Annotated in this window: 26 protein-coding genes and 1 pseudogene; 17 read left to right on the forward strand and 10 right to left on the reverse strand. The window is 41.1% G+C overall.

What is annotated here, in order from left to right; all coding sequences use genetic code 11:
• Positions 1-241 precede the first annotated feature (241 nt).
• The 4 genes and pseudogenes from RMY64_RS06540 to RMY64_RS06555 form a co-directional block, all read left to right on the forward strand.
• Positions 242-514, forward strand: coding sequence for a GlsB/YeaQ/YmgE family stress response membrane protein (locus RMY64_RS06540; RefSeq protein WP_104909288.1), 273 nt, complete (start codon positions 242-244; stop codon positions 512-514).
• 1,489 nt (positions 515-2,003) lie between these two features.
• On the forward strand, positions 2,004-2,702 hold the full coding sequence (locus tag RMY64_RS06545) for a hypothetical protein (protein WP_322670930.1): 699 nt from the start codon (positions 2,004-2,006) through the stop codon (positions 2,700-2,702).
• 134 nt (positions 2,703-2,836) lie between these two features.
• On the forward strand, positions 2,837-4,156 hold the full coding sequence (locus RMY64_RS06550; protein ID WP_322682995.1) for a hypothetical protein: 1,320 nt from the start codon (positions 2,837-2,839) through the stop codon (positions 4,154-4,156).
• 209 nt (positions 4,157-4,365) lie between these two features.
• Positions 4,366-4,890, forward strand: a pseudogene (locus RMY64_RS06555) (ABC transporter ATP-binding protein); the annotation flags it as partial.
• Between the two features lie 44 nt (positions 4,891-4,934).
• On the opposite strand, the gene RMY64_RS06560 reads toward RMY64_RS06555, so the two are convergent.
• From RMY64_RS06560 to RMY64_RS06580, 5 genes are all read right to left on the reverse strand, one after another.
• On the reverse strand, positions 4,935-5,732 hold the full coding sequence (locus RMY64_RS06560) for a superoxide dismutase (RefSeq protein ID WP_322670932.1): 798 nt from the start codon (positions 5,730-5,732) through the stop codon (positions 4,935-4,937).
• A gap of 329 nt (positions 5,733-6,061) precedes the next feature.
• Positions 6,062-6,634, reverse strand: coding sequence for a 3'-5' exonuclease (locus RMY64_RS06565; RefSeq protein ID WP_322670933.1), 573 nt, complete (start codon positions 6,632-6,634; stop codon positions 6,062-6,064).
• 178 nt (positions 6,635-6,812) lie between these two features.
• Positions 6,813-7,247, reverse strand: coding sequence for a hypothetical protein (locus RMY64_RS06570; RefSeq protein WP_322671001.1), 435 nt, complete (start codon positions 7,245-7,247; stop codon positions 6,813-6,815).
• Positions 7,248-7,372: 125 nt separating this feature from the next.
• Positions 7,373-8,635: a sensor histidine kinase gene (locus tag RMY64_RS06575; RefSeq protein ID WP_322670934.1), complete on the reverse strand. Its 1,263-nt coding sequence runs from the start codon at positions 8,633-8,635 to the stop codon at positions 7,373-7,375.
• A 30-nt stretch (positions 8,636-8,665) separates the two neighbouring features.
• The gene (locus RMY64_RS06580) at positions 8,666-10,552 is read right to left on the reverse strand and encodes an ATP-binding protein (RefSeq protein WP_322670935.1); all 1,887 of its coding nucleotides are present in this window, start codon (positions 10,550-10,552) and stop codon (positions 8,666-8,668) included.
• Between the two features lie 279 nt (positions 10,553-10,831).
• Here RMY64_RS06580 and petN point away from each other — a divergent pair, with 279 nt between their 5' ends.
• The 3 genes from petN to RMY64_RS06595 all read left to right on the forward strand — a co-directional run bounded on the left by petN (position 10,832) and on the right by RMY64_RS06595 (position 14,443).
• Positions 10,832-10,921, forward strand: a complete 90-nt coding sequence (gene petN, locus RMY64_RS06585; RefSeq protein WP_017322509.1) for a cytochrome b6-f complex subunit PetN — start codon at positions 10,832-10,834, stop codon at positions 10,919-10,921.
• Between the two features lie 7 nt (positions 10,922-10,928).
• Positions 10,929-11,090: a hypothetical protein gene (locus tag RMY64_RS06590; protein ID WP_322670936.1), complete on the forward strand. Its 162-nt coding sequence runs from the start codon at positions 10,929-10,931 to the stop codon at positions 11,088-11,090.
• Positions 11,091-11,242: 152 nt separating this feature from the next.
• Positions 11,243-14,443: a GAF domain-containing protein gene (locus RMY64_RS06595; RefSeq protein WP_322699641.1), complete on the forward strand. Its 3,201-nt coding sequence runs from the start codon at positions 11,243-11,245 to the stop codon at positions 14,441-14,443.
• A 32-nt stretch (positions 14,444-14,475) separates the two neighbouring features.
• Here the strand turns inward: RMY64_RS06595 and RMY64_RS06600 are convergent, their stop codons facing one another.
• Positions 14,476-14,619, reverse strand: a complete 144-nt coding sequence (locus RMY64_RS06600; protein WP_322670938.1) for a hypothetical protein — start codon at positions 14,617-14,619, stop codon at positions 14,476-14,478.
• A gap of 3 nt (positions 14,620-14,622) precedes the next feature.
• Positions 14,623-15,522 carry a DUF4351 domain-containing protein gene (locus RMY64_RS06605; RefSeq protein WP_322670939.1) on the reverse strand — a complete coding sequence of 300 codons (900 nt, stop codon included), beginning with the start codon at positions 15,520-15,522 and terminating at the stop codon, positions 14,623-14,625.
• On the opposite strand from RMY64_RS06605, the gene RMY64_RS06610 reads away from it, so the two are divergent.
• From RMY64_RS06610 to RMY64_RS06620, 3 genes are all read left to right on the forward strand, one after another.
• Entirely contained in the window at positions 15,511-15,699 is a 189-nt protein-coding gene (locus RMY64_RS06610) for a hypothetical protein (protein ID WP_322670940.1), read from the forward strand. The genes RMY64_RS06605 and RMY64_RS06610 overlap by 12 nt on opposite strands.
• A gap of 175 nt (positions 15,700-15,874) precedes the next feature.
• Positions 15,875-16,174: an HNH endonuclease signature motif containing protein gene (locus RMY64_RS06615; RefSeq protein WP_322670941.1), complete on the forward strand. Its 300-nt coding sequence runs from the start codon at positions 15,875-15,877 to the stop codon at positions 16,172-16,174.
• A 62-nt stretch (positions 16,175-16,236) separates the two neighbouring features.
• Complete coding sequence (locus RMY64_RS06620) at positions 16,237-16,959, forward strand: hypothetical protein (protein ID WP_322699642.1); 723 nt, start codon at positions 16,237-16,239, stop codon at positions 16,957-16,959.
• Between the two features lie 165 nt (positions 16,960-17,124).
• On the opposite strand, the gene RMY64_RS06625 is transcribed toward RMY64_RS06620, so the two are convergent.
• From RMY64_RS06625 to RMY64_RS06635, 3 genes are all read right to left on the reverse strand, one after another.
• On the reverse strand, positions 17,125-18,531 hold the full coding sequence (locus RMY64_RS06625; protein ID WP_322670943.1) for an NAD(P)(+) transhydrogenase (Re/Si-specific) subunit beta: 1,407 nt from the start codon (positions 18,529-18,531) through the stop codon (positions 17,125-17,127).
• Positions 18,528-18,821, reverse strand: a complete 294-nt coding sequence (locus RMY64_RS06630; protein WP_109009004.1) for an NAD(P) transhydrogenase subunit alpha — start codon at positions 18,819-18,821, stop codon at positions 18,528-18,530. Before RMY64_RS06630 ends, RMY64_RS06625 begins: the two co-directional genes overlap by 4 nt.
• Positions 18,822-18,915: 94 nt before the next feature.
• Entirely contained in the window at positions 18,916-20,088 is a 1,173-nt protein-coding gene (locus RMY64_RS06635; protein ID WP_322670944.1) for a Re/Si-specific NAD(P)(+) transhydrogenase subunit alpha, read from the reverse strand.
• 816 nt (positions 20,089-20,904) lie between these two features.
• On the opposite strand from RMY64_RS06635, the gene RMY64_RS06640 reads away from it, so the two are divergent.
• The 7 genes from RMY64_RS06640 to RMY64_RS06670 all read left to right on the forward strand — a co-directional run bounded on the left by RMY64_RS06640 (position 20,905) and on the right by RMY64_RS06670 (position 25,031).
• On the forward strand, positions 20,905-21,417 hold the full coding sequence (locus RMY64_RS06640; RefSeq protein WP_322670945.1) for a DUF2808 domain-containing protein: 513 nt from the start codon (positions 20,905-20,907) through the stop codon (positions 21,415-21,417).
• Between the two features lie 106 nt (positions 21,418-21,523).
• Positions 21,524-21,658, forward strand: coding sequence for a 50S ribosomal protein L34 (gene rpmH, locus RMY64_RS06645; protein WP_099102484.1), 135 nt, complete (start codon positions 21,524-21,526; stop codon positions 21,656-21,658).
• Positions 21,659-21,684: 26 nt separating this feature from the next.
• Complete coding sequence (gene rnpA, locus RMY64_RS06650) at positions 21,685-22,107, forward strand: ribonuclease P protein component (protein WP_322670946.1); 423 nt, start codon at positions 21,685-21,687, stop codon at positions 22,105-22,107.
• On the forward strand, positions 22,094-22,486 hold the full coding sequence (locus tag RMY64_RS06655; protein ID WP_322670947.1) for a PH domain-containing protein: 393 nt from the start codon (positions 22,094-22,096) through the stop codon (positions 22,484-22,486). The genes rnpA and RMY64_RS06655 overlap by 14 nt, the downstream gene beginning before the upstream one ends.
• A 174-nt stretch (positions 22,487-22,660) precedes the next feature.
• Positions 22,661-23,812, forward strand: coding sequence for a membrane protein insertase YidC (yidC, locus tag RMY64_RS06660; RefSeq protein ID WP_322670948.1), 1,152 nt, complete (start codon positions 22,661-22,663; stop codon positions 23,810-23,812).
• On the forward strand, positions 23,809-24,336 hold the full coding sequence (locus RMY64_RS06665; RefSeq protein ID WP_322670949.1) for a protein jag: 528 nt from the start codon (positions 23,809-23,811) through the stop codon (positions 24,334-24,336). Before yidC ends, RMY64_RS06665 begins: the two co-directional genes overlap by 4 nt.
• 167 nt (positions 24,337-24,503) lie before the next feature.
• Positions 24,504-25,031 (forward strand): DUF177 domain-containing protein, encoded by a 528-nt coding sequence (locus RMY64_RS06670; RefSeq protein WP_322670950.1) that lies wholly within the window; start codon positions 24,504-24,506, stop codon positions 25,029-25,031.
• Positions 25,032-25,192: the final 161 nt, after the last annotated feature.

A 25,192-nucleotide genomic window follows, 5' to 3' on the forward strand; every position in this document is an offset into this window, starting at 1 on the left:
AGATGAGAAGAATCATTAAAAATGCATATACTGCAATTATCAAGCAATGAATTTATTAGCTCCTGGTTTTATGCCTACTAGGAGCTTTTTTATGATCCATTGAATTAAGAGAGTTCATCACGAGAAGTAATAGCGTTCATCCTCAAGGCTATCGATCATTGCTTCTGTTGATAGATTGAATCTCAATATTTGGATTGCTATTGTGTATTTGTCACTAAAAAACGTTTATCAAATAAAAACAATGAATATTCTTGCTTGGATTGTTTTAGGTCTAATTGCTGGTGCGATCGCAAAGGCTATCTACCCTGGTCATCAAGGCGGCGGAATTTTAGCAACAATTTTATTAGGAATCGTTGGTGCTTTTATTGGTGGTAGTTTGGGTGTATTCTTCAGTACAGGAAGCTTTGCTCTAGCGGCTCCCTCTTTGAGTATTCCCGGTATTGCAGTAGCAGTTCTGGGTGCTATTGTTGCAGTCTTCTTGTGGAATGCCTTAACTAGCCGCAGTGCTTTGTAATAAATTAAATTGAATTAACTAATTTAGAACTTACGCATTTTTTGTTTTATCTGTCAATGCGTAAGTTCTGTTTATCAATAATTATTTACAGAATTTGCTGCTTGTTATCCTGATAGCCTCAACATTATCAACCTAAATAATGTTGAGGCTATGATTTTATTTTAGATGCCCTATCTGTCGCAAACATTTTTTGAATTGGTATTAGAAAAGTCGTAAATATCTGCTTTACAGGCTTATAAGGTCTGTGGCAACAACACCAACAGCGTGCTAAATCGCAAATTTTATACTTGCGATCTAACTCAACTTTGTTTGATGCATAGGCGTAGACCATCATAGACATCGCCTAGTAGTTCGCCAAGTGAACTTGGCGGGGTAAAGGGTAAGGGGGAAAGGGAAAAGGTTTTATAATCCCTTACCATGAGTCCCTTTCCCGAATGGCACGAAGACTCATGTGAAATATCGTCAGGGCAGGGTGTTGGGGGTAGGGTGTTGGGTGTAGTGTTAATAAAAATTGAATTTTAGTGCGCCAGACAAAACCAAGTTGTTCGTAATTCCCTACACCCCAAAACCAGTAATACCAAGGGTTAACGCTTATCTTAGTGACATTCGTCCCTTTCCCCTTTCTCCAAACCTCACAAGCGCATTTTTAGGTTGACAGACTACTAGTAGGGTAATTAAACAGTTGGGTTAGCGATCGCAATTTATTCTTTATACGTGTTTTACTTAGATAAAAGTTATATTTTATACTTAATAGTGTCGGGTTCCACACTGTTGTTATTTAATAATTTAATACTAGTAGTGTGTAATATAGATTAAGCTTGCCTCTCACCTATTTGCTATGAGATTTAATGAAGAGGTAGTTGCGATTCATAGTGTACAACTTTGACAACTGTCCACAATACTGTTGCATGTCTCAAGCTCATGGTAATATTATTTTACTGTCAGGGAGATATTATTTATACATCAATTTGTAACCATGCTGAAAGAGCTAGTTAGGTGCGCTACCTTCAAAAAACAAAAAATTATTCAACCTACCCAGGAAATCAACAAAAGCCCTAACGTGCAAAGCACAGAGCTTTTTAAACTCTGCTTATATAAGGTACTAAAGAGCTAACTAAAGCTCTTTTTTAGGAATCATCATAGCCAGCGAGAAAGGCATAAAACCTTCTTAAGATGGCAAAAAATTAGACAAGAGTAAATAGAAAAGTTTTGACGCAATGTCAATAGTTTTTTGTATATGTAAAAATATCAAAAAGCCTAATTTATCTTGCCAATAAGATATTAACATTGTGTGTTTTATTTAGATATTGATTCTCTTTGTGCTTAGTTACCTATATATAAAAGTCCTATTTGATTAGTGAAAACTTAAGCTACCTCGATCAAATCAGGCAAACACTTAAATTTAACAAATAATTTAGGACTGCTAGATCGATCTCGATCTAGTAAAAATTCGATTATTCACAAAGTCACTAAGAGTAACAGGAAAAACATGAATATCATAGTTCGTTTGTTTGGAGCGATCGTTCTCCAGTTATCTGCGTTGGCTGCAATGTCTAGCATGGCAATGTCTGATGACAAGCCCTTTCGCGTCAATACGCAACAGACACCTGCTGTTTATCCACGAAAAACAACACAGCCCTTTCGCGTCAATACCCAGCAGACACCTGCTGTTTATCCACTAAAAACAACACAGAGGATTTGCTCTTTAGATCCCATTGAAGATTTATTACCTCCACCACAAACTAAGACAAGTAATTCTTTGCTTTCTTACCTTGCTGAACAGGGTTTTACACAAAATAAAGAGGGTTCTTGGGTCTGTTATGCGAACGATCCTAAAAAAGAAGGACGTTACTTTACTTTATTTAAGGTCAAACAAGTTAATAGCAGGCTCATAGCAAGTTCTTTCCTAGATGAAGGCAGTCTAATTCAAGGTCAGGAAAATCGTAGCTTAGACTTCTTTATGATGCTGATTGAGCATCATACGAATACTACTCAAGACAACCGTCAAGGTATACGTAGATATCTACAAGCCTTCGTTTCCTTAGTCAAAGAAGGGAAGATTAAACCAACGCGTCGTGGGTATCTTTTCGACCAACCAAACCGGGCATTGGTCTTATATCACACACTCTCATCAGGAAATCTCAAAGGTACGGGAATCACAATCAACATTGATTTACCTAAGAGTTGAATTGGGGAGCAGGAAGTAGGAGAGGCAGGGGAGGCAGGGGAGAATAATAATTTTTGACCAATGACAAATGACAAATGACAAATGACAAATGACCAATCCCCAATTAAATTGATGTCGTCTAGTGGAGGTGCATCTTGCCTAAATCAATTGTTCAAAGAATTGCGATGCCGAAGGTAGTTCGCTTTGCAGCGATCGCATTTTCATCTGTTGCAGTAGTACTCACTACGTGTCAGTCTGCTTTTGCACAACTAAATGTTGGACGCTATGGCATCCAACAAGGATTGGAGTCTGAGTATCTCCAGTACCAAATCAATAACCAGAATTTGAGCCGGATGCGAGTCATTCCTGGATGTGATGTGGGATTTGGTCTGACCTGTAATAAGACTGGATCGGTAATCCAACGATTAGTAGAGTTAAACAATGGGACTAGTTATCAAAACCTTCTGATCCGAGCAGCCGGTGGGGAAAAAAACTTCCAGAATTTCGCTAGCTTCTATGGCAATAATCCTAATCTCTCTGCGGTGCCTTACGCCTCCTTTTGGAGAAACGCATCCCCCGCAATCATGGATGGATCTCAATACCTTCTTGGACAACCTTTTGGTCGCAATCCAGTAGAAGGACTCGGACTTGTAACCAAGCAGTTCTACTGGGCACCATACTCAGGAGTCAATGATTCTGTTAGCCTCCGTAATGGATTACTAGACCTGAAATTGTCATACGGACGACTGCTGTTTGAAGAGGCCTCAAAAATTTCCAATATTCAAGAGCAGATTCAGTCTCTAGGTCTGTCGCCAGAGATGACAAATTTTTATTTAGATAAAATCTCTACAGGCTTGGATGCGTTGAGTTCTGGTAATCAGAATCAACTCCAACAGAAGATTTTTGAAGTCCTATCCTTTCCATACTCCGAAGATGGTGGGGAACTCGGACGCCCTAATAATGCGATTCCAGCGGAATTTAATCAGCTCTTAGGAGAAGATATCGCAGGAGATACTTTGCTGAGTGAAAATCCACTACCGTTGGACGGAGAAACAATAGCTTTTGATGCTTTCCCTGGCTCTACGGGAGATGTCTTAGTACCAGAGAGTTCTGGTTCCTTTCCACTTTGGCCAATAATTGGCGTTGGGGGTCTTGGTTTAATTCTGCTTCTACTACTGAGTGGCGATAGTTCTTCAGCTCAACCATCTGTTTCTTCATCTCAACCACCTGTACCTGTTTCTCCAGAAAATACACCTTTGTCTCTCACCAACAAAGGCGAATGCGATCTGACTCCTAGTGGTAATAGTTCCGATCACACACAGATCGTTGAGATTCCGTGTAATGTTACTCCTCAAACCCCCACGGAAGTGAAGAAGGTAGTGGAGCCATCAACGATCAAAGCGCTTGTATTGATAATTGTTCTACTATGGATAGTCCGTAACAAACACCGAACTTTAAAAATCCGTCATTCGTAATTGTTACATAAAGGGATACATGGCACTAAGAAAAGCCCAAAGGCTTATGTAGCATCGTTTCGCCTCGTTCCCAGTCCTCAGACTGGGAATGTATTGCCAGAGGCTCTGCCTCTGGTCAAGCCACTGGAGGCGGAGCCTCTCAGAACTCGTTCCCAGCCTTCAGGCTGGGAACGAGGATACAATAAGTCTTTGGGCTTTTCTTAGTGCTATTCGTTTTAGAAGGCAGAAACCTAACTACGCTAACCGATGATGAATTGGCATATATCCGCAATCGCCGGATCGGTTTTGTGTTTCAGCAGTTTAATTTACTGGCTCGTTCTACGGCTTTAGAAAACGTGATGTTGCCAATGGTCTATGCAGGTGTTCCTAAATCGGAACGCAGAAAACGCGCAGAGTCAGCTTTAACCCGCGTTGGTTTGGCAGAGCGAATGTTAAACCGTCCTAACCAGATGTCTGGTGGACAGCAACAGCGAGTAGCCATAGCCCGCGCCCTCGTTAATCGCCCTGCACTTGTTCTAGCAGACGAACCCACTGGAGCGTTAGACAGTGAAACATCTCAGGAAGTGATGGATTTGTTGACTGAGTTAAATAGTCAAGGCATCACGATTGTTATCGTTACCCATGAACCAGATGTAGCCGATCAAACTAATCGGATTATTCATGTTAAAGATGGTTTAGCTGAAGGGGTAACAAAGAAGCTACAAACCAGACTGGATAATGTGCATAGCGTATAAAACCTGATGAAAATGGCGTAGTTTATCAGCCCTTTGCGTAGCGTTTAGTTCGGAGAGCGTCCCGTAGAGAAGGAAAGGTATCGCCTGTTAATCTGCGGCCAATTCACCACATTCCACCAATTATCCAAATACTCAGCCCGACGGTTGCGATATTTAAGGTAATAAGCATGTTCCCATAGATCGTTACCCATAATCGGATATGAACCCTCCATAATCGGGTTATCTTGATTTGCTGTGGTAACAATCTGGAGTTGTTTTTGAGGATTGCGTACTAACCAAACCCAACCACTACCGAAACGAGCTGCACCCGCTGCGTTAAACTGTTTTTTAAAGGCATCAAAACTGCCAAAAGTTTGGTTAATTTCTTGAGCGATCGCTCCTGATGGTTGTCCTCCACCTTGGGGACTCATCAGTTGCCAAAAAATCGTGTGGTTGAGATGACCACCAGCGTTATTACGTACCTTTGTCCGAATATCTTCAGGTACGCTGTTCAAATTCACTAGTAAACCTTCAACACTTCTTTTTTGCAAATCTGGATACTGCTTTAATGCATCATTTAAGTTCTTGACGTAGCTAGCATGATGTGCATCATGATGCAATTTCATCGTTTCAGCATCAATCGCTTTTCCGAGTGCCCCATAAGCATAAGGTAATGGTGCTAGTTGTGCGGGAGAAGTACTTAATGACCTATTAGGATAAGCTACAGTGGCAAACGGTCTAGTAGGTGTTGGTGTAGAAGTTTGGGCCTCAGCTATTGGTACTGGTTCGTGATAAATTAGCAGAATTGTCAACACAATTGTTGTGAAGAAAAAAACTATTTTTTTTCGCCAAAATCCGATCATAAATTGTAGCCTCAAAATCAATATTATTGGCTTATAACCCGATCTTAGAGTGTTATTTTGCAGTTATATTAAGCCAAATATTATATATATTACCTTAGTTATCAGTTAATTAAAGCAAAAATAAATCTAGCTAAAATTTTATTTTTTAAACTTATCATTCAAACCTTGTAAAGAATAAATCTCTTGGATTAAGAATAAGAATTATTCATACAACTCCTAACTTTATTATGTATGGGAGTCCCATTTGCCTGTACGAACATCTTGTTTACAGCATAATAGCTAGATTTTATCCACTATTTGAACTAGGCAACACCACTACAAATTTTCTATTATTTATTCAGCTGATTTTTTTTGTTTTTCATCTGTCTGTAAATAGCTGCAATGTTGCGGGCATCATCAATGCCACGATGATGTGTACCTTTTAATTCTATCCCCAACTCATTGAGAGCTTGTGCCATGCCAAATTTTTTAGATACGCCAAGATATTCCGAAAATTCCTCTTTGATATTTATGTGTTCTGAAGTAAAAGGATAAGGGAAATTATGAAACGTGCAATCTTGAATAAATTGCTTTTTGTCATAATTACCCCAAGAACAAAAAATATAGTCAGGAAATAAATTAATCCATTCTTTGAAGCGAGAAATTGCTTCTAAAAATTTTGGCGCTTCGTCAACATCTTGCTGGCGAATACTAGTCAATTCTGTGCAAAAATTTGTCAGTTGCGGATGTCTCACAGGTTGGATGAATTGCTGAAACTCCGAATCAATTTCCCACGTTGTTCGGTTGAGCATCACTGCACCGATTTCAATGATTTCCATTTGGTGACGTGGAATAGTTTTACTGTTACAGCATGTAGCTTCCAAATCAACTATCAGATAATAGTGAGATATTCTAGTATTCATATTAGATTGAGAATAATATTAGTAACTTTTTATACTTATATTTTAAAACTATGAAGTTTGTAGTAATCGCATACATTATACTACAAGAACGTAATGTTTACAGTAGCTTTGCTTTTTTCATTTATTTGAACCACAACCTTCTGTATAGGCTTACAGGTAGCTGTAAGATTACAGAAATTTAGATTGATGAAAAAGGTTTAACCCAACGGAGTTGAATAGCGATATCAAGAGCGATCGCAGCCAGCGCAAACCATAACAAACTTTCTGCCGCCAACACCAAAAAAGGCCAAATTGCGCTGTGGGAATTCCACCCAAATTCTATCTGAGTTAATCCGCGCACCAAGCCAAAGGCTAACACGCCACCAGCTTTGAGTTGGGGATTTCGATCGGAGCGGATGATATAGCGGTAGGTGACACCAAATAGGAAACCAATAAAAGTTGCGATCGCACCACTCACCACCAAGTGCCAGTTAACATCACTTTGCAGACATACAAGTGTCTGAAAATACTTTGCCAGTATGAAAGTATTCAACAGGTTAGCGATCGCAAAAGCCAAACACACAGAGAATCCCCCAACTATTCCAGCCTTGAGGGATTCTATGCGTTCTGCCATTAATTGAGGATCTAAAATTGAGTTCACTCTATATAGAAGTTAAGGATTAGATATTAGGGAAATTTTTCCTTACTCTCCAGTATGATAAATGCTTGAGCAGCTTTGTCATTAATTAAATACCGCTCTCAAGTGGGAATTTTGATGATAAATTCGGTTCCCATACCAGGTTGAGAATTCACTTCTAATATACCTTCGTGTTTTTCTACAATAATTTGGTATGCGATCGACAAGCCAAGTCCAGTACCTTTGCCAACAGTTTTTGTCGTAAACAACGGCTCAAACAAGCGTTTTTTCAGCCGTTCAGGAATACCAATCCCATTGTCAGCAATCCGAATTATAACCAATTGTTGAGAATCTATTTCTGTGATAATTTTAATCTGAGGAATTATATTGCTGATTTTGCCTTCCATTATAGCTTCATCAAGGGCATCAATTGCATTCGCGAGAATGTTCATAAACACTTGATTCATCTGCCCTAGATAACACTTAACCTGTGGTAATTCTCCATAATTTTTAATCACTTCAATGCGGGGACGATCGCTATTAGCATGGAGGCGGTGTTGCAAAATCATTAGGGTACTATCTATTCCTTGATGTAAATCAGCAGATATTTTGGCATCGCTATCCGAGCGACAGAAACTGCGGAGTGAACTAGAAAGGTTGCGAATTCGTTCGCTTCCTATGTGGAGTGAGTTCAAGATTTTTCCCATATCTTCGAGAACAAAGTTTAGATCCAAGTTCTCAATAGTTTTGGTAATTTTGGCTGTTGGGTTTGGATACTCTTGTTCATATAGTAGAAGCAACTCGGTTACTGCTGTAATATATTCTTGCAAGGGTGGAATATTGCTGGAAATAAAGTTGATCGGGTTATTGATTTCATGGCCAATACCAGCGATTAGCTCTCCGAGTGTTGATAGTTTCTCTTGCTGTACTAATTGGACTTGGGCTTTTTGCAAAGCCCTGGTGCGATCGCTAACTTGTTGTTCCAAAGATTCAGTCAATTGTTTGAGTTGTAAATGTACGCGTACTCTTGCAATCACTTCTTCTTGTGCAAATGGTTTCGGGATATAGTCAACTGCGCCAAGGGAAAATCCCTTCGTTTTGCTCTCTGTATCCGCTAAGGCAGTAGTGAAAATAATCGGAATGTTTTGGGTAACAGGATTGGCTTTGAGGCGGCGACAAGTTTCAAATCCGTCAATACCAGGCATTTGTACGTCCAGCAAAATCAATTCTGGTTGATTGCGTTCGACTTGAGCGATCGCACTTTCTCCATCGACTGCAACCCGAAAACGAAAACCCTCACTATTAAGCGCTTCACACAGGAGAGATAAATTTGTGGGATTATCATCCACAATCAAAATAAATTCGGTATCTGAGGTTTTAAGCATGATTAATTAACAATTGAAATTTAACTCAAATTAATTGATATATTCTTGAATAAAAGTTTCCAAACGTTTGAGTTGGAAATTACTAGCAAGCTGGACGATTTGCTGGACAAAAATGCTTAAACGCTCGTCAGATTTAGAAAGTTGCTCGGTCAGTTCCAAAACTTTTTGAATATCACCGTCTTTTGTCAGTTCGAGTAAATCTTGCAAAACCTCTTTGGCAGGATAAATCATCTCATTTGGTCGATCCAAAGCATCTATATTGGTTTTTTTTATTTCATCTACCTTCACGTCAAAAATCCATTCCAGTTGCAAAAACTGTCGTAGCATTTCCAGCAGCGTTTCAGCTTCTACAGGCTTTGGTAGAAATGCATTTGCACCTACATCAATACTTTTGTACTGGTCGGCTGCAAACACACTGGCTGAGGAAGCGATGACAGCAATCTCTTTAAATTGCTCAGATTTACGTAAACGATCGATCAACTCAAATCCATTCAATATAGGCATCACTAAGTCAGTAATAATCAAGTCTGGTTTGTGGGCTAGAGCCTTTTCCCATCCTTCCTGACCCTGACTAGCTTCTACAACAGTAAACCCAACTGGTTCTAGTAAATTTACAATTACCGATCGATTTTCCCATTTGTCATCCGCAATCAAAATGGTGCGGCTTTGTCCTTGATAACCAATAATAGTTCCTTGCTCAACCACTCTAGAAACCTTTGCCCAGTCTTTAGATTCTGGAAATTCTGCCTCAAACCAGAAAGTACTACCTTTGCCAAATTCACTTTGTACCTGAATCTGACCACTCATCAACAAAACAATGTTTTGGCTGATTGCTAATCCCAAACCTGTACCTTCAGATTGTCGTTTTTGATTTCCTACTTGTTCAAAGGGTTGGAAGATTTTCTGCGCTTGTTCAGGGATTATTCCAGCACCAGTATCTATTACCTCAAAACGAATTTTGTAGTTAGTTTTTCCATTGGTGTTTGATTGTTTAGCAATGACCTTAACTTTGAAGGTGACACTACCTTCATTAGTAAATTTAATCGCATTACTAAGCAAGTTAATCAGTACTTGCCGCAAGCGTTTTTCATCAGTATGAATGCCCGTTGGTAAATTAGGATCGAGTTGGACGTGAAATGCAATCACCTTTTGTTCTGCGCGGATGCGAGAAATTTCAGTCACGCTATCTATAAAGGCAGGTAAGTAGAAATCAACAGGATACAATTCTAGTTTCCGGGCTTCTATTTTAGAGAGATCCAGAACATCATTAATTAGGGTTAAAAGATGAGAACCACATTGATAAATGATGCTGACTCCTTTACGTCCTTTCTCACTCAAAGATTCTGTGCGTTGAAGAATTTGTGTATAGCCCAAAATACCGTTAAGAGGTGTGCGTAGTTCATGACTCATATTGGCGAGAAATTCACTCTTAGCTTGGCTGGAGTTTTGAGCAACTTCTTCTGCAAGGCGTAATTCTTTTTCGATGCGCTTGCGCTCGACAATTTCAGTTGAAAGCGCTCGATTGATAACTTCTAACTGGGTTGGACTAGGTAGTGTTAGAGCTTGAGGCATGAGATAAAATAACGCAAATGCCGTATATATCGAAATAATGGCAGTTAGAGCTTTTAAACTACCTGCAACCCAATAATTTGGATGCCAAAGCGTCCAAATATCCATTAAGTGCCCAGTACCGCAAGCAATGATAAAAGCACCAAATAACAAAAAGACGCCATTAAAAGGAAGGTCTTTACGCTTAGAAATAAAGTAAATCAGTAGGAAGGGAATAGAATAATAGGCTAGAGCGATCGTGGCATCAGAAATAATGTGCAGCCAGACTAATCCAGTTTGCCAAAGATAACAATGTCCATGAGGTATAAAACCGTTGGAGTGGAAAGGATAGTTGAAAAATGTCGGCATGATATTAGGGGTTGCTGGATTGGAAATATATACCCATAGCCCTAGTATTCCCAAAAGTATCAAGTCAGAAAGCGCGATCGCTACTTTTTTACATTCGTGTTTATCGTTGCTTTAAGTACTAACGTATCAAGAAAAGTTGGTGTCTTTTTTGTGTAAACGTACTCTGTCGTAAAGATCACACGCAAAAGTTACAATCTGATTGATAAAAAAATCTCAGCCTGCCCAATCCCTGTATGATAAGTATTAGAAACCTTTTGTAATTATTTGAAAAGTGGGACTATGGAGATTTTGACACTAGGTTGGGTAGCGTTGTTAGTTGTGTTTACTTGGTCAATTGCAATGGTAGTGTGGGGACGTAACGGACTATAGAGGCATTGTGGAAAGTCCATTCTTGAGTATTTTGGTTTTATTTGCTGTAGTGCTGCTCGTAGTAGTCACTGGTGGTATTGGTTATTTAACCCTGGCGGATTGGCGCGATCGCCGTCGCCGAGATGAAGAAAAACGCACCACCCGCAGCGCCACTCCCAAGCGGCGATAGTTTTCTGGTAATTGAAAATCTTTTTGTAGGGACGCGATACAATCGCGTCCCTACATTGTTTTTATGACATTCCCAGGAAATAACTGTTACCTTTGCGATCGCAACGGGAATCATGAAATAGAAGACTTTCAATATTTAAAGTCCCACTGGGAATGGAAAACTCCTCTACTACTCAATCCATACAACCAAATTCAGAACGGCAAGAATCTCATTCAGATGTAACATGCTCCTTGCGTCAGAATGAGCAACAAAAAGCCTTATCTGGAGTTATTGCCCGTATTCGGGAGTCTCTAGACATAGAAACTATTTTCAAAATTACAGTCACTGAAGTCCGCCAACTTCTGAAAAGCGATCGGGTTGGCGTGTTTCGTTTTTATCCTGATTTGGCATGGGAAGGAGAATTTATCTATGAAGATGTGGCAACCGAATGGAATTCGGCATTAGCAGCCAAACTGCGCGACCACTGCTTTAGTGAGGAGTTCGCAGGACTTTATCAGCAAGGTCGAATTAGAGCAATAACTGATATTTATCAAGTAAATGCCAGTGATTGCTACATCCAGATTCTGGAAAAATTCCAAGTACGTGCCAGTATAATTGCCCCCTTGATCAAAGGTAAAGATTTATGGGGATTGTTGTGTATTCATCAGTGTGGTAATCCTCGACAATGGGAAGCATCAGAAATTGAGTTTGTGCAATTAATTGCCGAACATCTAGGAGTTGCTTTACAGCAAGCAGATTTCCTCGAACAAGTCAAACTACAATCAACAGAACTAGCACAAGCAAAAGCCAGAGAAAAAGCGGCCCAATGGCAGAAAACTATAGCTATCACCATTGAGAAAATTCGCCAGTCCTTAGACTTGGAAATCATTTTCCACACAACCACCGCAGAACTTAGGCAGCTACTAAATGCCGATCGCGTCGCTATCTATCGGTTCAATCCCGATTGGAGTGGTGAATTCGTGTTTGAATCAGTGGCAGAGGGTTGGGTTTCCCTCATAGAGCAACAGTCGCAACGCCCGGAATTGAAAGATAACGTCAGCGAATGTAGCGCCAAAGATTTAGCTAAACCTCCAGTCGCTGATACCTATTTACAAGATACAGAGGGTGGGAACTTCACTCAGTGTGAAGTGTACCGAATTTGTAATGATATTTACAATTCAGGCTTTAGTGACTGCTACATTAAAATTTTAGAGATATATCAAGCAAAAGCTTATGCGATCGTTGCTATTTACCACGGTCAAAAGCTCTGGGGCTTGCTAGCAGCATACCAAAATGCTGAAACCCGTGATTGGCAAAAAGATGAGGTTTACTTGCTTACCCAAGTTGGCACCCAACTAGGTGTGGCTTTGCAGCAAGCGGAATTTATCCAACAAATGCAGATTCAAGCAGCAGATATCAGCAAAGCTGCTGAAAGGCAAAGAGCGTTAGCGCACACAGTAGAAAAAATTCGTCAGTCTCTTGAAATTGAAGCCATATTTAAAACCACTACTCAAGAAGTTCGTCGGTTATTAGAAGTGGAACGAGTCGCAATTTATCGCTTCTATCCTGATTGGAGTGGGGAATTTGTGGCTGATTCCATCGTTGATGGCTGGACACCAATGGTTAAGCCGCAGCCTGTGACAGAACGCGTTCTTGTGCAAGGAAAACAAGCGGGTAAGTATGCACGTAATGAAGTTTTTGTACCAATTTCTCAGGGTGAAAAGCTGTGGGGATTGCTAGTAGCTTATCAAAACTCCCAGCCCCGTTATTGGCAAGATGAAGAAATCAACTTGCTAGCCCAAGTTGGCGTTCAATTGGGGGTAGCATTACAGCAAGCTGAATCCTTGACACAGATGCAGGTGCAAGCCCAAAAACTGGCTCAAGCCGCCGAACGAGAACGGAAAGCAGCCGAAAGACAAAAGGCCTTAGCTGCAACAGTGGAGAAAATCCGCCACTCTCTTGATATTGACACCATTTTTGCGACCAGTACAGAAGAAGTCCGACGGCTATTGGAAGTTGACCGAGTGACAATCTATCGATTCGGGACTGATTGGAGTGGGAAATTTGTTGCTGAGTCTTTAGCCGAAGGTTGGACATCAGTAAAGGAAATTGTACCTGCAATGTCTACGATGGTCACTGAGCGACTTGCCTTGAGCGAAGTCGAAAGGAGTCGAAGTGCGGGCTACGCCGATGCAAGTAATTACTTGCAAGAAACCCAAGGCGGGGATTTTGCTAATGGTAAAACTCTTGTTATTAAGGATGTTTACAGCACCGATGATTCTTCTATTCCTTATATTGCGCTGATTGAACTCATGGAGGCTAGGGCATATATGATTGTGCCGATTTTTCAGGGTGAGAAACTTTGGGGATTGCTAGCAGCTTATCAAAATATCAAACCCCGTGATTGGCAAGAAGATGAAGTAGATTTGTTGATGCAAATTGGTACTCAGTTAGGCGTAGGGCTTCAGCAAGCGGAATTACTAGAACAAACTCAATGTCAAAAAGAAGAACTGACCCAGACTCTGAAAGAATTACAGGACACTCAGAGCCAGTTAATTCAAAGTGAAAAAATGGCAGGTTTAGGGCAGTTAGTTGCTGGTGTAGCACATGAAATTAATAACCCGATTAGTTTCATTTATGGGAATATCACTTATGTTACTGAACATACCGAAAATTTATTTAAATTACTGCGCCTTTATCAGAAACAGTATCCTAAGACAACAGAAGAAATTAAAAAGCAAGTAGCAGCATTAGATTTAGATTTCATTAATGATGACTTGCCCAAAATTCTGGCTTCAATGAAGATGGGTGCAGAGCGGATCTCTCAATTAGTCTTGTCGTTACGAAGTTTTTCTCGGCTTGACGAATCAGGAATGAAGCCCGTTGACCTTCATGAAGGTATCGACAGTACTTTGCTAATTTTACAACATCGACTGCAACCACAAACTAATTCTTTTGCTATTGAGGTAGTTAAGCAATATGGTGAATTGCCTCCAGTAGTCTGCTATGCAGCCCAGATGAATCAGGTGTTTATGAATATTCTCAACAACGCGATTGATGCACTGGAAAACTCAGCAATTAGTGGCAAAAAAATTGACAATCCTAAAATTTGGATACGTACAGAAGTTATAGAAGAGAATATTGTTCTGATTTGGATTGCTGACAATGGTTGTGGGATTCCAGAGATTGTGCGATCGCGCATTTTTGAACCTTTCTTTACTACCAAACAACCTGGACAAGGTACTGGTTTGGGGTTATCTATTAGTTACCAAATTATTGTGGAAAAACACGGCGGTAATATCAAATGTGTTTCTGAACCTGCTAATGGCTGTGAGTTCTGGATACAAATTCCGATGAAAAGGACAATTAGTTAGGAAAAAATAGGCGATGCATTCTCTATGAGAGGCTACGTCAGAGGACACACAGGAAGGAGAAAAAAGGCGAGCGCACTGTGGAGATTTTTGCAGGCGATCGCTCTTTTTAAAGAACCACTCCAGGCGCAGAGGACAGAGAGGAAGGAGAAAGCGATCGCTCCCCTTGTGGAATACATATCTTATTGCTGCTGTTGCAACCAAGCCACTAAATCAGCTTCAGTGGAAAAATCTAGTAACGCTTCCGCTAAATCCTCTAACTGAGTTAACGATAACCCGCGCAGCCGCTCTTGTAATTCAGCAGTAATTACACCAATTCGCTTTGTTAATAGACGCTGGATTATTTTTAACTCTCCTTGTTGTATCCCTGACTCCATCCAACTGGTGACGATTTGCATAACAACCTCCTGTTGAGTTGGTTCAAATTGAGCAATTTCAGTCTGGAAAATTTCTTCTTCTTGGGCATTTAGTCGCAGATAAGTATCAATAAACCCGGAAATCAATTGTATTCGCGCTGGATCTAGCTGCAAGGTAGCTAGCAGGCGCAGACACTCAGATTTTACTTTGGGCCTGTCTTTTGGCGCTATGTTCATTTTAGCCATGAGCGCACTAGCTACGGGATTTTGCTGTTGCAGATATTCTCGCCAATTCAGATGATTTAACTGGATGACATCATAGTTAAACTGCAAGACAACTTTATTGGAAAATGCTACTTGATGAAAATTTGTTTCAGCCTTTTTGGGGCTATCGTAAGAAAATAAAGCGATAGGATATACTGGCAAGGCGTATTTTTCATACAATCTAGCGAAGTAGCGATACATCCGCAAATCAAAAGCTTCTTGATAATAAGCTTGATGTTCTAGATGTATTAGAAAAAACGATTCTTGCTCTCTAAATCGCGCTTTTACTACTAAGTCAGTTTCATATTTTTCTCCAGCAGTAACATCGGTAAATACCTCTTTGTCAATGAAAGAGATCGTATCCCGTTCCAGATAAGCTGTTATCTCTGGAAAAAATAACTCGATGAACTCCCAGAAGAAGGTTGTTAATAGTTCTTTAAATAAGCGATCGTGGTCTATCATGTCAAATTTATATCATGTTTTGATGGGCGATCGCCTACGCATTGTGGAGATTGGCGATCGCTCTTTTTAACGAACCGCAGAGGCGCAGAGAACACAGAGTCAGAAGGGTGCGATCGCACCGTGGAGATTTGGCGATCGCTCTTTTATAACGAACCACAGAGACACAGAGAACACTGAGGAAGAAAAGGAGCGATCGCTCTTTTTAACGAATCACAGAGGTGCAGAGAACATAGAGGAAGGAGAGGGAGATCGCACAATGGAGATTTTGCAGGCGATCGCTTTTTTTACCAATCTGTTTCAGTACAAATATACTATAATTTATAAACTAACTCTAATAAGGAGAAACTACAATATGTTCGGTAGTGTAAGTCCTAACCATTATTCCTTGGCACTAGCGTATCAAGCGGCTCAAAATGCCGTTAAATTAACTAAAATTCAAGCAGTATGGGAAAAGGGTTTTATTCTTCAAAATTGCGATCCAAGGGTCTGGCGAGAAGATGAATTTGGAAGATTGATAAATAGATATGAGTATGGAAATCGTCAATCTACTCATGGATGGGAAATTGATCACATAATACCAAAATCTCAAGGAGGTAACGATCATATTTCCAACTTGCGTCCGCTACAATGGTACGTCAATCTTATTAGGTAACAAGTTAGGTTGCCTGTGATTATGCTGAACTAAAATAATTATTTACTATATCATCTCAAATAATGACTAAAACACCTAAGTCTGGAAGATGTGTACATTGTCTACAAAATGTGGATAATTTGACGCGGGATCATGTTTTCCCTTCTGCTTGGTATCCAGATACTACTCCAGAAAATTTACAAAGATGGACAATTCCATCGTGTAAAAAATGCAATGAGGAATATGGCAGATTGGAAGAGGATTTACTTTTGAGACTAGGTATGTGTATTGATCCTGAAGATGCAAAGTCAAGCGGAATTACAGATAAAGTACTGCGTTCAATAGATCCAGACTATGCAAATGATAGAACAGAAAAGCAAACAAGAGAAAGAAAAAGAAATAAGATAAAAAAAGAAATAGTTAAATGGGAAGCAATCCCACCTATAGGTTTACATCCAAACTTTGGAGTACAAAACAATGTTTACTATCCAGAATATCTATCTATTCCAATATCAGCCGATAAGTTAGAACGTTTGTGTCATAAGATAGTTCGTGGTATAACTTATTTTGTTGCTCAGACTTTTATAGAAAGCGATTTTGAGATTCAATTTTTTACTATAGATGATAAAGCTGCTCAAACCATATTAAAAAAATATCAAGAACATTTGGAGACATATGATCGTCCAGGTATTAAAGTAGTACGTGCTATGACAAGTGACAATCCAGATGCTGGTTTTTATGCTATAGAAATCTGGGGCAGATTAAAAATGTACGCTGTAATCAAACCAAAGAAACTATCATGCTGAATGCTATAAATAGTTTATGCAGGATAAACACCAAAATTGAAATTTGCAAAACTCCCTTTATTTTTACTAAAAAACTTGCCTTAGGAACATAACATCCCCAAGGCAAGCCAACTCTTTAATTTTTTCTATCTTCGCGCCTTTTGCGCCCTTCGCGGTTCGTTTCTCTTAAAGTTGCTTCACTTCTGAAACCAACTTCGCCACCATATCCTTCGCGCTACCAAAAAGCATTGTAGTTTTATCCTTGTAGAACAACTCATTATCTACACCGGCAAAACCCGTACTCATCCCGCGCTTAATCACAATCGTCTGCTTCGCCCGATCTACTTCCAAAATCGGCATACCATAAATTGGGCTACTTGCATCACTCCGCGCTGCCGGATTTACCACATCATTTGCCCCAATTACCAAAGCCACATCCGCTTGTTCAAACTGGGGATTAATATCATCCATGTCGTACAACTGGGTATAAGCCACATTTGCCTCTGCTAGCAACACATTCATGTGTCCCGGCATTCTCCCAGCAACAGGGTGAATGGCATACTTGACATCAACACCCATTTTTTCTAACTGATCTGACAATTCCCGGACGCTATGTTGCGCTTGGGCAACTGCCATACCATAACCAGGCACAATTACCACAGAACGGGCATAACCCAACATCATCGCCCCTTCTTCGGGATCGATACTGCGGACAGTTTGATCGGTTGCACCACCACCAGCAGCACCACCGCCAGAAGTAGATCCTGTACCAAAAGCGCTGAACAGCACACTGAAGAGAGAGCGGTTCATCGCCTTACACATAATCTCGGTGAGGATTAAGCCAGATGCTCCTACCAAAGCACCAGCGATGATTAACATATTGTTCATCACCACAAAACCAGCAGCAGCCGCCGCCACACCTGACAAGGAGTTCAACAGCGAAATTACCACCGGCATATCGCCGCCACCAATGGGGATGACGAACATTACACCCAGCACTAAGGAAACAGCTACCACTCCCAAGAATATGGGTAAGCTATCTGGTGTGATGATTAAATAGGCACTACCTACCAAATAAGCACCCAGCAGTAAGAGGTTAAATGGTTGCTGGAAAGGAAATGTAATCGGAGAACCGCTAATTAAACCTTGCAATTTAGCAAAGGCTAAAAAACTACCTGTGAAGGTAACGCCACCGATTAACACGTCCAATAGCATGGAAATGTTCACATCTAGAGGTACAGGTGCGCCAGAATCCAATAATCGCCAGAATTCGGCAACGGCGACTAATGCAGAAGCTGCACCACCCAAACCGTTGAGTAAACCCACCATTTGGGGCATTTCCGTCATTTGGACTTTGTAGGCAACGATCGCCCCAATTCCCGATCCAATCGCCAAGCCCAACAATATCATCTCGTAGTTCAACACATTCCGATCTAGCATTGTCGCCACAATTGCTAGCAGCATCCCCACAGATGCAATCACATTACCGTTTCGCGCTGTAGCTGGTGAACCCAGCTTTTTCAAACCAAAAATGAATAAGGATGCAGCGACTAAATATGTCAGCTGAATGCCAGTTGGTAAAAAGTCGCTCACGCCTTAATCTCCTTCTTCTTGAACATTTGCAGCATTCTATCTGTAACTAGAAAGCCACCTACAACATTAACTGTAGCTAGTACTACAGCAATTAAACCGAGAATTACTGACACACTGGTTTCTCTAGCACCTGAAGCCACTATTGCCCCAAGTACCGAAATGCCAGAAATCGCGTTTGAGCCTGACATTAAGGGCGTGTGTAAAGTCGGTGGGATTTTGTTGATGACTTCAAAACCGATAAAAGATGCCAATACAAATACAAACAAAGCAGCAAGTAATGCCTCTGTCATGAAATCAAAACTCCTTTTATAAGTGGGAATTGGGCATGGGGCATTGGGCATTGGTTATTCTCCTTGTTCCCTTGTCCCCTTGTCTCCCTCATCCCTAATTAACCGCCGGTTGTTGAGTATTCAAAGCTTGTAGCGCATCTCGTACTCGTTGATTGCGAATTTCACCTGCGTGGGTAACGCAAGCTGCATCAACGATGTCGTCACCAAAGTCCACCTGTAAAGCTTTGTCTTTAATTAGCAGTTGAATCAACGATGTTACGTTCTTGGCATACAATTGGCTGGCATGAATTGGCATCGATGATGGGAGATTGATCGGGCCGATAATTGTCACACCGTTCCAGACAATATCTTTACCTGGTTCTGTGCAGGCGCAGTTACCACCTTGTTCAGCAGCCAAATCCACAATCACTGAACCTGGTTTCATTTGTGCCACCATTTCTTCTGTAACTAGCCGTGGTGCTTGTCTCCCAGGTACTTGGGCGGTGGTAATTACAACATCAGAATTTTTGATGTGTTCAGCAACAACTTCTTGAGTACGTTGTTTGCTAGCTTCAGAAATTTCCTTGGCGTAACCGCCAGCAGCAACGGTTTCTTCGTCTAATTTGACTTCAACGAATTTTGCCCCTAAGCTTTGCACTTCTTCTTTGACGGCGGGACGGATATCAAAGGCTTCTACTACTGCTCCCAAACGTCTGGCGGTGGCGATCGCTTGCAATCCCGCTACACCAGCGCCCATAATAAATACTTTGGCTGGAGCGATCGTGCCTGCGGCTGTGGTTAACATCGGAAAGTATTTCGGTAAGGCTGCGGCGGCAATTAATACTGCTTTGTAACCGGCTAATGAAGCTTGCGAGGACAAAGCATCCATACTTTGCGCCCTGGTGGTACGGGGGATCATCTCCATACTCAAAGCTGTGACTTTCCGATTTGCTAGTTGCTGCGCCACAACAGGATTTCCCAAGGGATTGAGGAAACTGACTAATACAGCCCCTTCCTTTAACAAATCAACTTCTGAGCGTCCATCTTCTCGTTCTTGCGGTGGACTTACTTTCAGCAGAATATCTGTTTCACCCCATAATTTGGCAGTATCGCTGATTATTGTGGCTCCTGCTGCTTCATAGTCAGGATCGCCAAAAAATGAGCGTTCTCCTGCACCCGCTTCTACCCAAACTTCCAAACCTTGTTTTACCAATCGGGCAACGGTGTCAGGAATTAATGCCACACGACGTTCACAAACTTCAATTTCTTTAGCAACTGCTATTCTCATGAAATCTCCTGAAGATAAATACCTAATCTCTGCCAAGTAAGCGATTGTCCAGATGATGGGTGTCCCGCACTCATAGTACTTAGGCAGGAACATCAGCCATGAATTTTACTTGTAGATTGAACCTTGAATCTTTCCTCTCCCACTCTTTGCTCTCTAGACAAAGCCTCATTTTTTTGTAAAGTTCTGAGCGGAGGTTCCCTCCAATCGGACTTTTTGCTTTGCCGCTCGCAGATGTCATATTTTCAGATATTTGCAAACAGGGTTATGTATTGCACATCCTAAATTGATTCCCAAATTTTGCATCTTTATCTTTAGGTTGTTTTCGGGATTGAGAAATTTTGGTATTCCTTTCTTATAGAGTAATATTGACCGAATTTTGAAAGCTTGATAATTTCCCAATCAAATTTTAATGATTACAACTTCGATTCCAATCCAACTTATTTTAATCAATTTAGCCCAACTTAACTGGCGATCGCTGATGGCATACCTCAATTTTTATAACAAAATTCTCAAATTTAGATACACTTATACATATTTAGAAACACAATCCAACCCCCAACTGTGTTTATATCTAGTTCCAATTTGACCCAATTTAGCCATCAAATCATGGCTACATAAGGGTAATGAAGTAAATGTAATATACGTTTGTTTTTATACTAAGTAACTTTACTGTTGCCTAAACATCAGGCAGGATGGCACTTTTTTTGGAAATTAAACGTCCATTGTCGAGAAGCCAGTAGTAAAGTTTAGTAAAGAATACTAACACACAGTTATTTTTAGATCGCAGATTTATATTTTCGTAGAGGAAGCCCGATTATGCGACGTTTACTTTCTGCTTTAGCCGTGACTAGCTTTTTGGTTACTGGATTACCAGCCTTGACTTGGGCGCAAAGCTTACCTGGATTTACGCTGTTTAGCGGCGTCAAACAAGAAAATCAGCTACCCTTCCGATTAGATTTTGGCGGACAAGCTAATGGTTGGGATCGATACATACTAAAGATTCCAGCTAAAAGAATGAAATTGGCAGTTGGTCAATTTGCCATTACCTACCCTGATTATTACAAAGGAACTTTTGACCAGAAAAAAATTGAAGTCCGAGTCAAAGGCAAAGCAGTTCCGCTTTCTGAGGTGAAATGGGACAAAGAAGGTAAACTGATCAATATTTTTCCTCAAGATCCAGTACCAGCAGGTAGCCCAGTCGAAGTGGTGTTATCTAACGTGAAAAACCCATCCTTCGGTGGAGTTTACTATTTTAACTGTCAAGTGCTTTCCCCTGGCGATGTACCACTACTGCGCTATATGGGAACATGGATTTTGAGCATTACTTAAGAATAGGGAGTAGGGATATGGCCAATCAATGATTCCCAATTTCCTAACAAAGTGATACAATTAGAGATTGTGAGTTTTTATAAAAATCACTTAAGAGGAGAAGAGTATGAAAAGAACACTGGGCGGTACTAGCCGTAAGAGAAAAAGAACCTCTGGTTTTCGCGCCAGGATGCGGACACCAGACGGCAGAAACGTGATTAGCGCCAGAAGAAAAAAGGGCCGTCACCGTCTGAGTGTTTAGGACAGATCGAGCGATAAAGAGCATCTGTGGCTTTGCCCAAAACAAATCGGCTAAAATCCCGCAAGGATTTCCAGGCAGTTTTCCGAGAAGGAATTCGGCGTCATGGCTCTTATTTAACATTGAGAGCCTTAAAGCCCTTATATTCAACGAAACCTTCTTTGGACACTGCCACCCAGACTACACAAGCAACTGACTCAAAGCTCCTTGCTAGCACGCGGATTGGTATTTCAATTAGCACAAAAGTCAGCAAAAGGGCAGTGGTTCGCAACCGAATCAAACGGCAAATTACTGCTGCTTTATACAACTTGCTGCCAAAATTATCACCAGGATGGCGGCTAGTATTCATTGTCAAACCCACAGCAGCAGAATCTAAGTGCGTAAGCCCACAATTTCTGCAAGAATTAGAGCAGTTGTTGGCACAAGCTGAGGTGTTCGATGGGAATTCGTGAAGATGTTTATTATGAAGGTGGCCCCCATGTTGGGGATTTAATTGTCAACCTGCTGATTGGGCTAACCATTGTCGGGCTACCATTAGCAGTCGGGGCAATTGTCAGGGCATTGTGGCTGCGTTTCCGCATCACCGATCGCCGAATTACTGTTACCGGAGGTTGGCAGGGACGCGATCGCACTGACGTAATTTACTCAGAAATTGTCAAAATCGTCAAAGTCCCCCGTGGCATTGGCTTTTGGGGAGATATGGCCATTACCCTAAAAAACGGCAGTCGTCTCGAATTGCGCGCAATTCCCAAGTTTCGGGAAGTCTATGACTACATTAACGAAAGAATTGCTGCAAAAAATCCCGAATTTAGCGGCACTGCCAATAAGTGATGAGCAGGGGGAGCAGGGGAAGAAAAACTATTGGTTATTGCCCAATGCCCAAAGCCCCATGCCCAATGCCCCATTTATAATGTGCGGCTATCCGTAGCGAGAGATAGTCGCCGACAATTCATGATTTAGATAAATTAGATTCAGTTTACAGTACCTCAGGTTGAATTCAGAATAATGGATTTTGGTATCGGCTTTCTCTCGAACAACGTGATGCTGCCAATCATAGATTTCTTCTATGGTATTGTGCCTAGTTACGGATTAGCGATCGTTGCTTTGACCTTGATAGTCCGCTTCGCGCTCTATCCCCTGAGTGCTGGCTCAATTCGCAATATGCGGAAGATGCGAATTGTACAACCTCTGATGCAGAAGCGGATGGCAGAAATTAAAGAGCGCTATAAGGATGAACCGCAAAAGCAGCAGGAGGAAATGGTTAATGTCCAAAAAGAATTTGGCAACCCTTTGGCAGGCTGTTTTCCATTACTAGTGCAAATGCCAGTTTTGTTAGCGCTGTTTGCTACCTTGCGGGGTTCGCCTTTTGCAAGTGCGAACTACAGCGTTAACCTGCAAATTCTTCCCGCAGAACAAATCGAACAAATTCAACCACAAGCCTTTGCTACTGCTCCGCAAAATATTTACATTGCAGATGGGGAACACGTTAAAGTAGCTGCTATTATTCCTAGCGGAAACAAACTAGCAGTAGGAGAACAAACCAAGATACAGTATCAGACTGTTGCAGGTAAACCATTTCAGGTACTCTTAGCAGAACACCCAGAAAATAAGCTGGTTCCTGATTGGAAAGTTACCAAAGGTGAAGATAGGATAAAAATTGATGCCCAAGGCAATGTAGAAGCCTTGCAACCAGGAGAAGTTACTATTCAAGGAACAATTCCTGGATTAGCAGCAGAAAAAGGCTTTCTATTTATTGACGCTTTAGGTAGGGTTGGCGCACAAGATCCAGATGGCACAATCCACTGGGATATCGTTGCCATGATCGTCTTTTTTGGAATCAGCCTTTATGTTAGCCAAATGCTTTCCGGGCAAAATTCCAGCGGTGGCAATCCGCAGCAGGATACAGTTAACAAAATCACCCCCGTCATCTTTTCTGGGATGTTCTTGTTCTTCCCCCTACCAGCTGGGGTGCTGATGTATATGGTGATTGGTAATATTTTCCAAACCGCCCAAACTTATCTTCTCTCCCGCGAACCTCTACCGGAGGAACTACAAAAAATTGTAGAAACCCAGGAAAAAGAAGCAGCAGTCACAGAACAGAAAGCATTACCGTTTGAACCAAAAAGTCCTAAGAAAAAGGCGGCAGGGGGATCATGAGCGACATTCCAATGCAGAGAGGTCAGCAATGGTTAAAAACCCTGCTGGAACTCACTGGAATACCTGCTGAGATTCAGGGTCATTTAGAAACTGCCCAATCTCAAGACGGCGATTCTCCAGAACCAGATAACTACTGGTTGACTATTGACCAAACCAATTTGACATCAGAACAAATCCAGGTGTTAATTGGTGCTGATGGTTCTGTGTTAGATGCGATTCAGTATCTAGCAAATTCGGTTCTAAACCTCAGCCAACCGCCGGAGGAACAAGCCTCTTTCACTATTGAGTTAAATGGCTACCGAGTTAAAAGAGAAGCCGAAATTCGCGCATTAGCAGAAGCAGCAGCCGATGAAGTGCGCTTTTCTGGTAGAGAAGTGGAAATCAAATCTCTTAGTTCTGCTGAACGGCGTCAAGTTCATACCTTCTTAAAGGAATTTGGAGATTTAGAAACCTTCAGTCGCGGTAAAGAGCCACATCGCCATCTGGTTGTTTGTCCCGCTTCGTTGGAAGGAGTTAGGAGTTAGGAGTTAGGAGTTAGGAGTTATGAGTTTGGAGTTAATTGAAAACTCATAACCATATATAATTTCTTTCAAAATTTCTCTTGTTCTTAAGAGATAAAATTAAAGATGTAGTACCAGTATTATTGCTGGTAATGAAGATAAATTTTTAGTGAGGATGTCTCACAAATCCTATGGACGCAATTTATATTCCGCAGCTAACTAAAGCCCCGGAGCGAACAGAGGAAGTTCAAGTTAAGGAATTTCTGCCTGGTCTAGAGACGTTAACACCAGTTCGCGGTCATGTGCGCGTGCAACATCATGGCAATTACCTGGAAGTGTCGGGTCAGGCAGAAACAATTATTACTTGTACCTGCAACCGCTGCTTGCAGCAATACAATCGCCGTTTAGGGCTTGATACGAAAGAAATCATCTGGTTAGACGAAACTGCAAATCAGGCAAATGACTTGCCCTTAGAAAGGGAAGTGGTTATGGAAGATTTGCTGGAAAGCTTACCGCCCGATGGTTATTTTTATCCCAACGAATGGCTGTATGAGCAGATGTGTTTGGCAATACCGCAGCGCCAGTTATGCGATCGCAATTGTCCAGGTATTCCTGTAAGTAGTACTGTTGATAGTCCTGATACTTCTGATAGTCGTGAAACTCCTGTTGATAACCGTTGGGCTTCTCTAGAAGCACTTAAAAAGCAACTTCCGGGGTAGTAATTTGCTAATTCCGTCAGACTGAAGTCTGCACTCACATGAACTAAGCCTGTCTACACAGGCTTATTGTTTTATTAGTGAAAATGTCGATTAACCCCACAATCCCGACATTAATTTAAACGAAATAATTTTTTAGCGTTAATTTTATCTAATAAATTAAA

This window comes from Nostoc sp. DedQUE08, from assembly GCF_034530895.1.
In the GTDB taxonomy this organism is placed as follows: Bacteria; Cyanobacteriota; Cyanobacteriia; order Cyanobacteriales; family Nostocaceae; genus Nostoc.

Coding starts and splice junctions, on each gene's coding strand:
- RMY64_RS06595 (WP_322699641.1), top strand. CDS start 11,243: ATGGAAAACTCCTCTACTACTCAATCCATACAACCAAATTCAGAACGG.
- rpmH (WP_099102484.1), top strand. CDS start 21,524: ATGAAAAGAACACTGGGCGGTACTAGCCGTAAGAGAAAAAGAACCTCT.
- RMY64_RS06580 (WP_322670935.1), bottom strand. CDS start 10,552: ATGCCGACATTTTTCAACTATCCTTTCCACTCCAACGGTTTTATACCT.
- RMY64_RS06620 (WP_322699642.1), top strand. CDS start 16,237: ATGACTAAAACACCTAAGTCTGGAAGATGTGTACATTGTCTACAAAAT.
- RMY64_RS06670 (WP_322670950.1), top strand. CDS start 24,504: ATGGACGCAATTTATATTCCGCAGCTAACTAAAGCCCCGGAGCGAACA.
- RMY64_RS06560 (WP_322670932.1), bottom strand. CDS start 5,732: ATGATCGGATTTTGGCGAAAAAAAATAGTTTTTTTCTTCACAACAATT.
- RMY64_RS06640 (WP_322670945.1), top strand. CDS start 20,905: ATGCGACGTTTACTTTCTGCTTTAGCCGTGACTAGCTTTTTGGTTACT.
- RMY64_RS06570 (WP_322671001.1), bottom strand. CDS start 7,247: ATGGCAGAACGCATAGAATCCCTCAAGGCTGGAATAGTTGGGGGATTC.
- RMY64_RS06540 (WP_104909288.1), top strand. CDS start 242: ATGAATATTCTTGCTTGGATTGTTTTAGGTCTAATTGCTGGTGCGATC.
- RMY64_RS06615 (WP_322670941.1), top strand. CDS start 15,875: ATGTTCGGTAGTGTAAGTCCTAACCATTATTCCTTGGCACTAGCGTAT.
- RMY64_RS06575 (WP_322670934.1), bottom strand. CDS start 8,635: ATGCTTAAAACCTCAGATACCGAATTTATTTTGATTGTGGATGATAAT.
- RMY64_RS06635 (WP_322670944.1), bottom strand. CDS start 20,088: ATGAGAATAGCAGTTGCTAAAGAAATTGAAGTTTGTGAACGTCGTGTG.
- RMY64_RS06605 (WP_322670939.1), bottom strand. CDS start 15,522: ATGATAGACCACGATCGCTTATTTAAAGAACTATTAACAACCTTCTTC.
- RMY64_RS06655 (WP_322670947.1), top strand. CDS start 22,094: ATGGGAATTCGTGAAGATGTTTATTATGAAGGTGGCCCCCATGTTGGG.
- RMY64_RS06600 (WP_322670938.1), bottom strand. CDS start 14,619: ATGTATTCCACAAGGGGAGCGATCGCTTTCTCCTTCCTCTCTGTCCTC.
- yidC (WP_322670948.1), top strand. CDS start 22,661: ATGGATTTTGGTATCGGCTTTCTCTCGAACAACGTGATGCTGCCAATC.
- RMY64_RS06665 (WP_322670949.1), top strand. CDS start 23,809: ATGAGCGACATTCCAATGCAGAGAGGTCAGCAATGGTTAAAAACCCTG.
- RMY64_RS06630 (WP_109009004.1), bottom strand. CDS start 18,821: ATGACAGAGGCATTACTTGCTGCTTTGTTTGTATTTGTATTGGCATCT.
- RMY64_RS06545 (WP_322670930.1), top strand. CDS start 2,004: ATGAATATCATAGTTCGTTTGTTTGGAGCGATCGTTCTCCAGTTATCT.
- RMY64_RS06565 (WP_322670933.1), bottom strand. CDS start 6,634: ATGAATACTAGAATATCTCACTATTATCTGATAGTTGATTTGGAAGCT.
- petN (WP_017322509.1), top strand. CDS start 10,832: ATGGAGATTTTGACACTAGGTTGGGTAGCGTTGTTAGTTGTGTTTACT.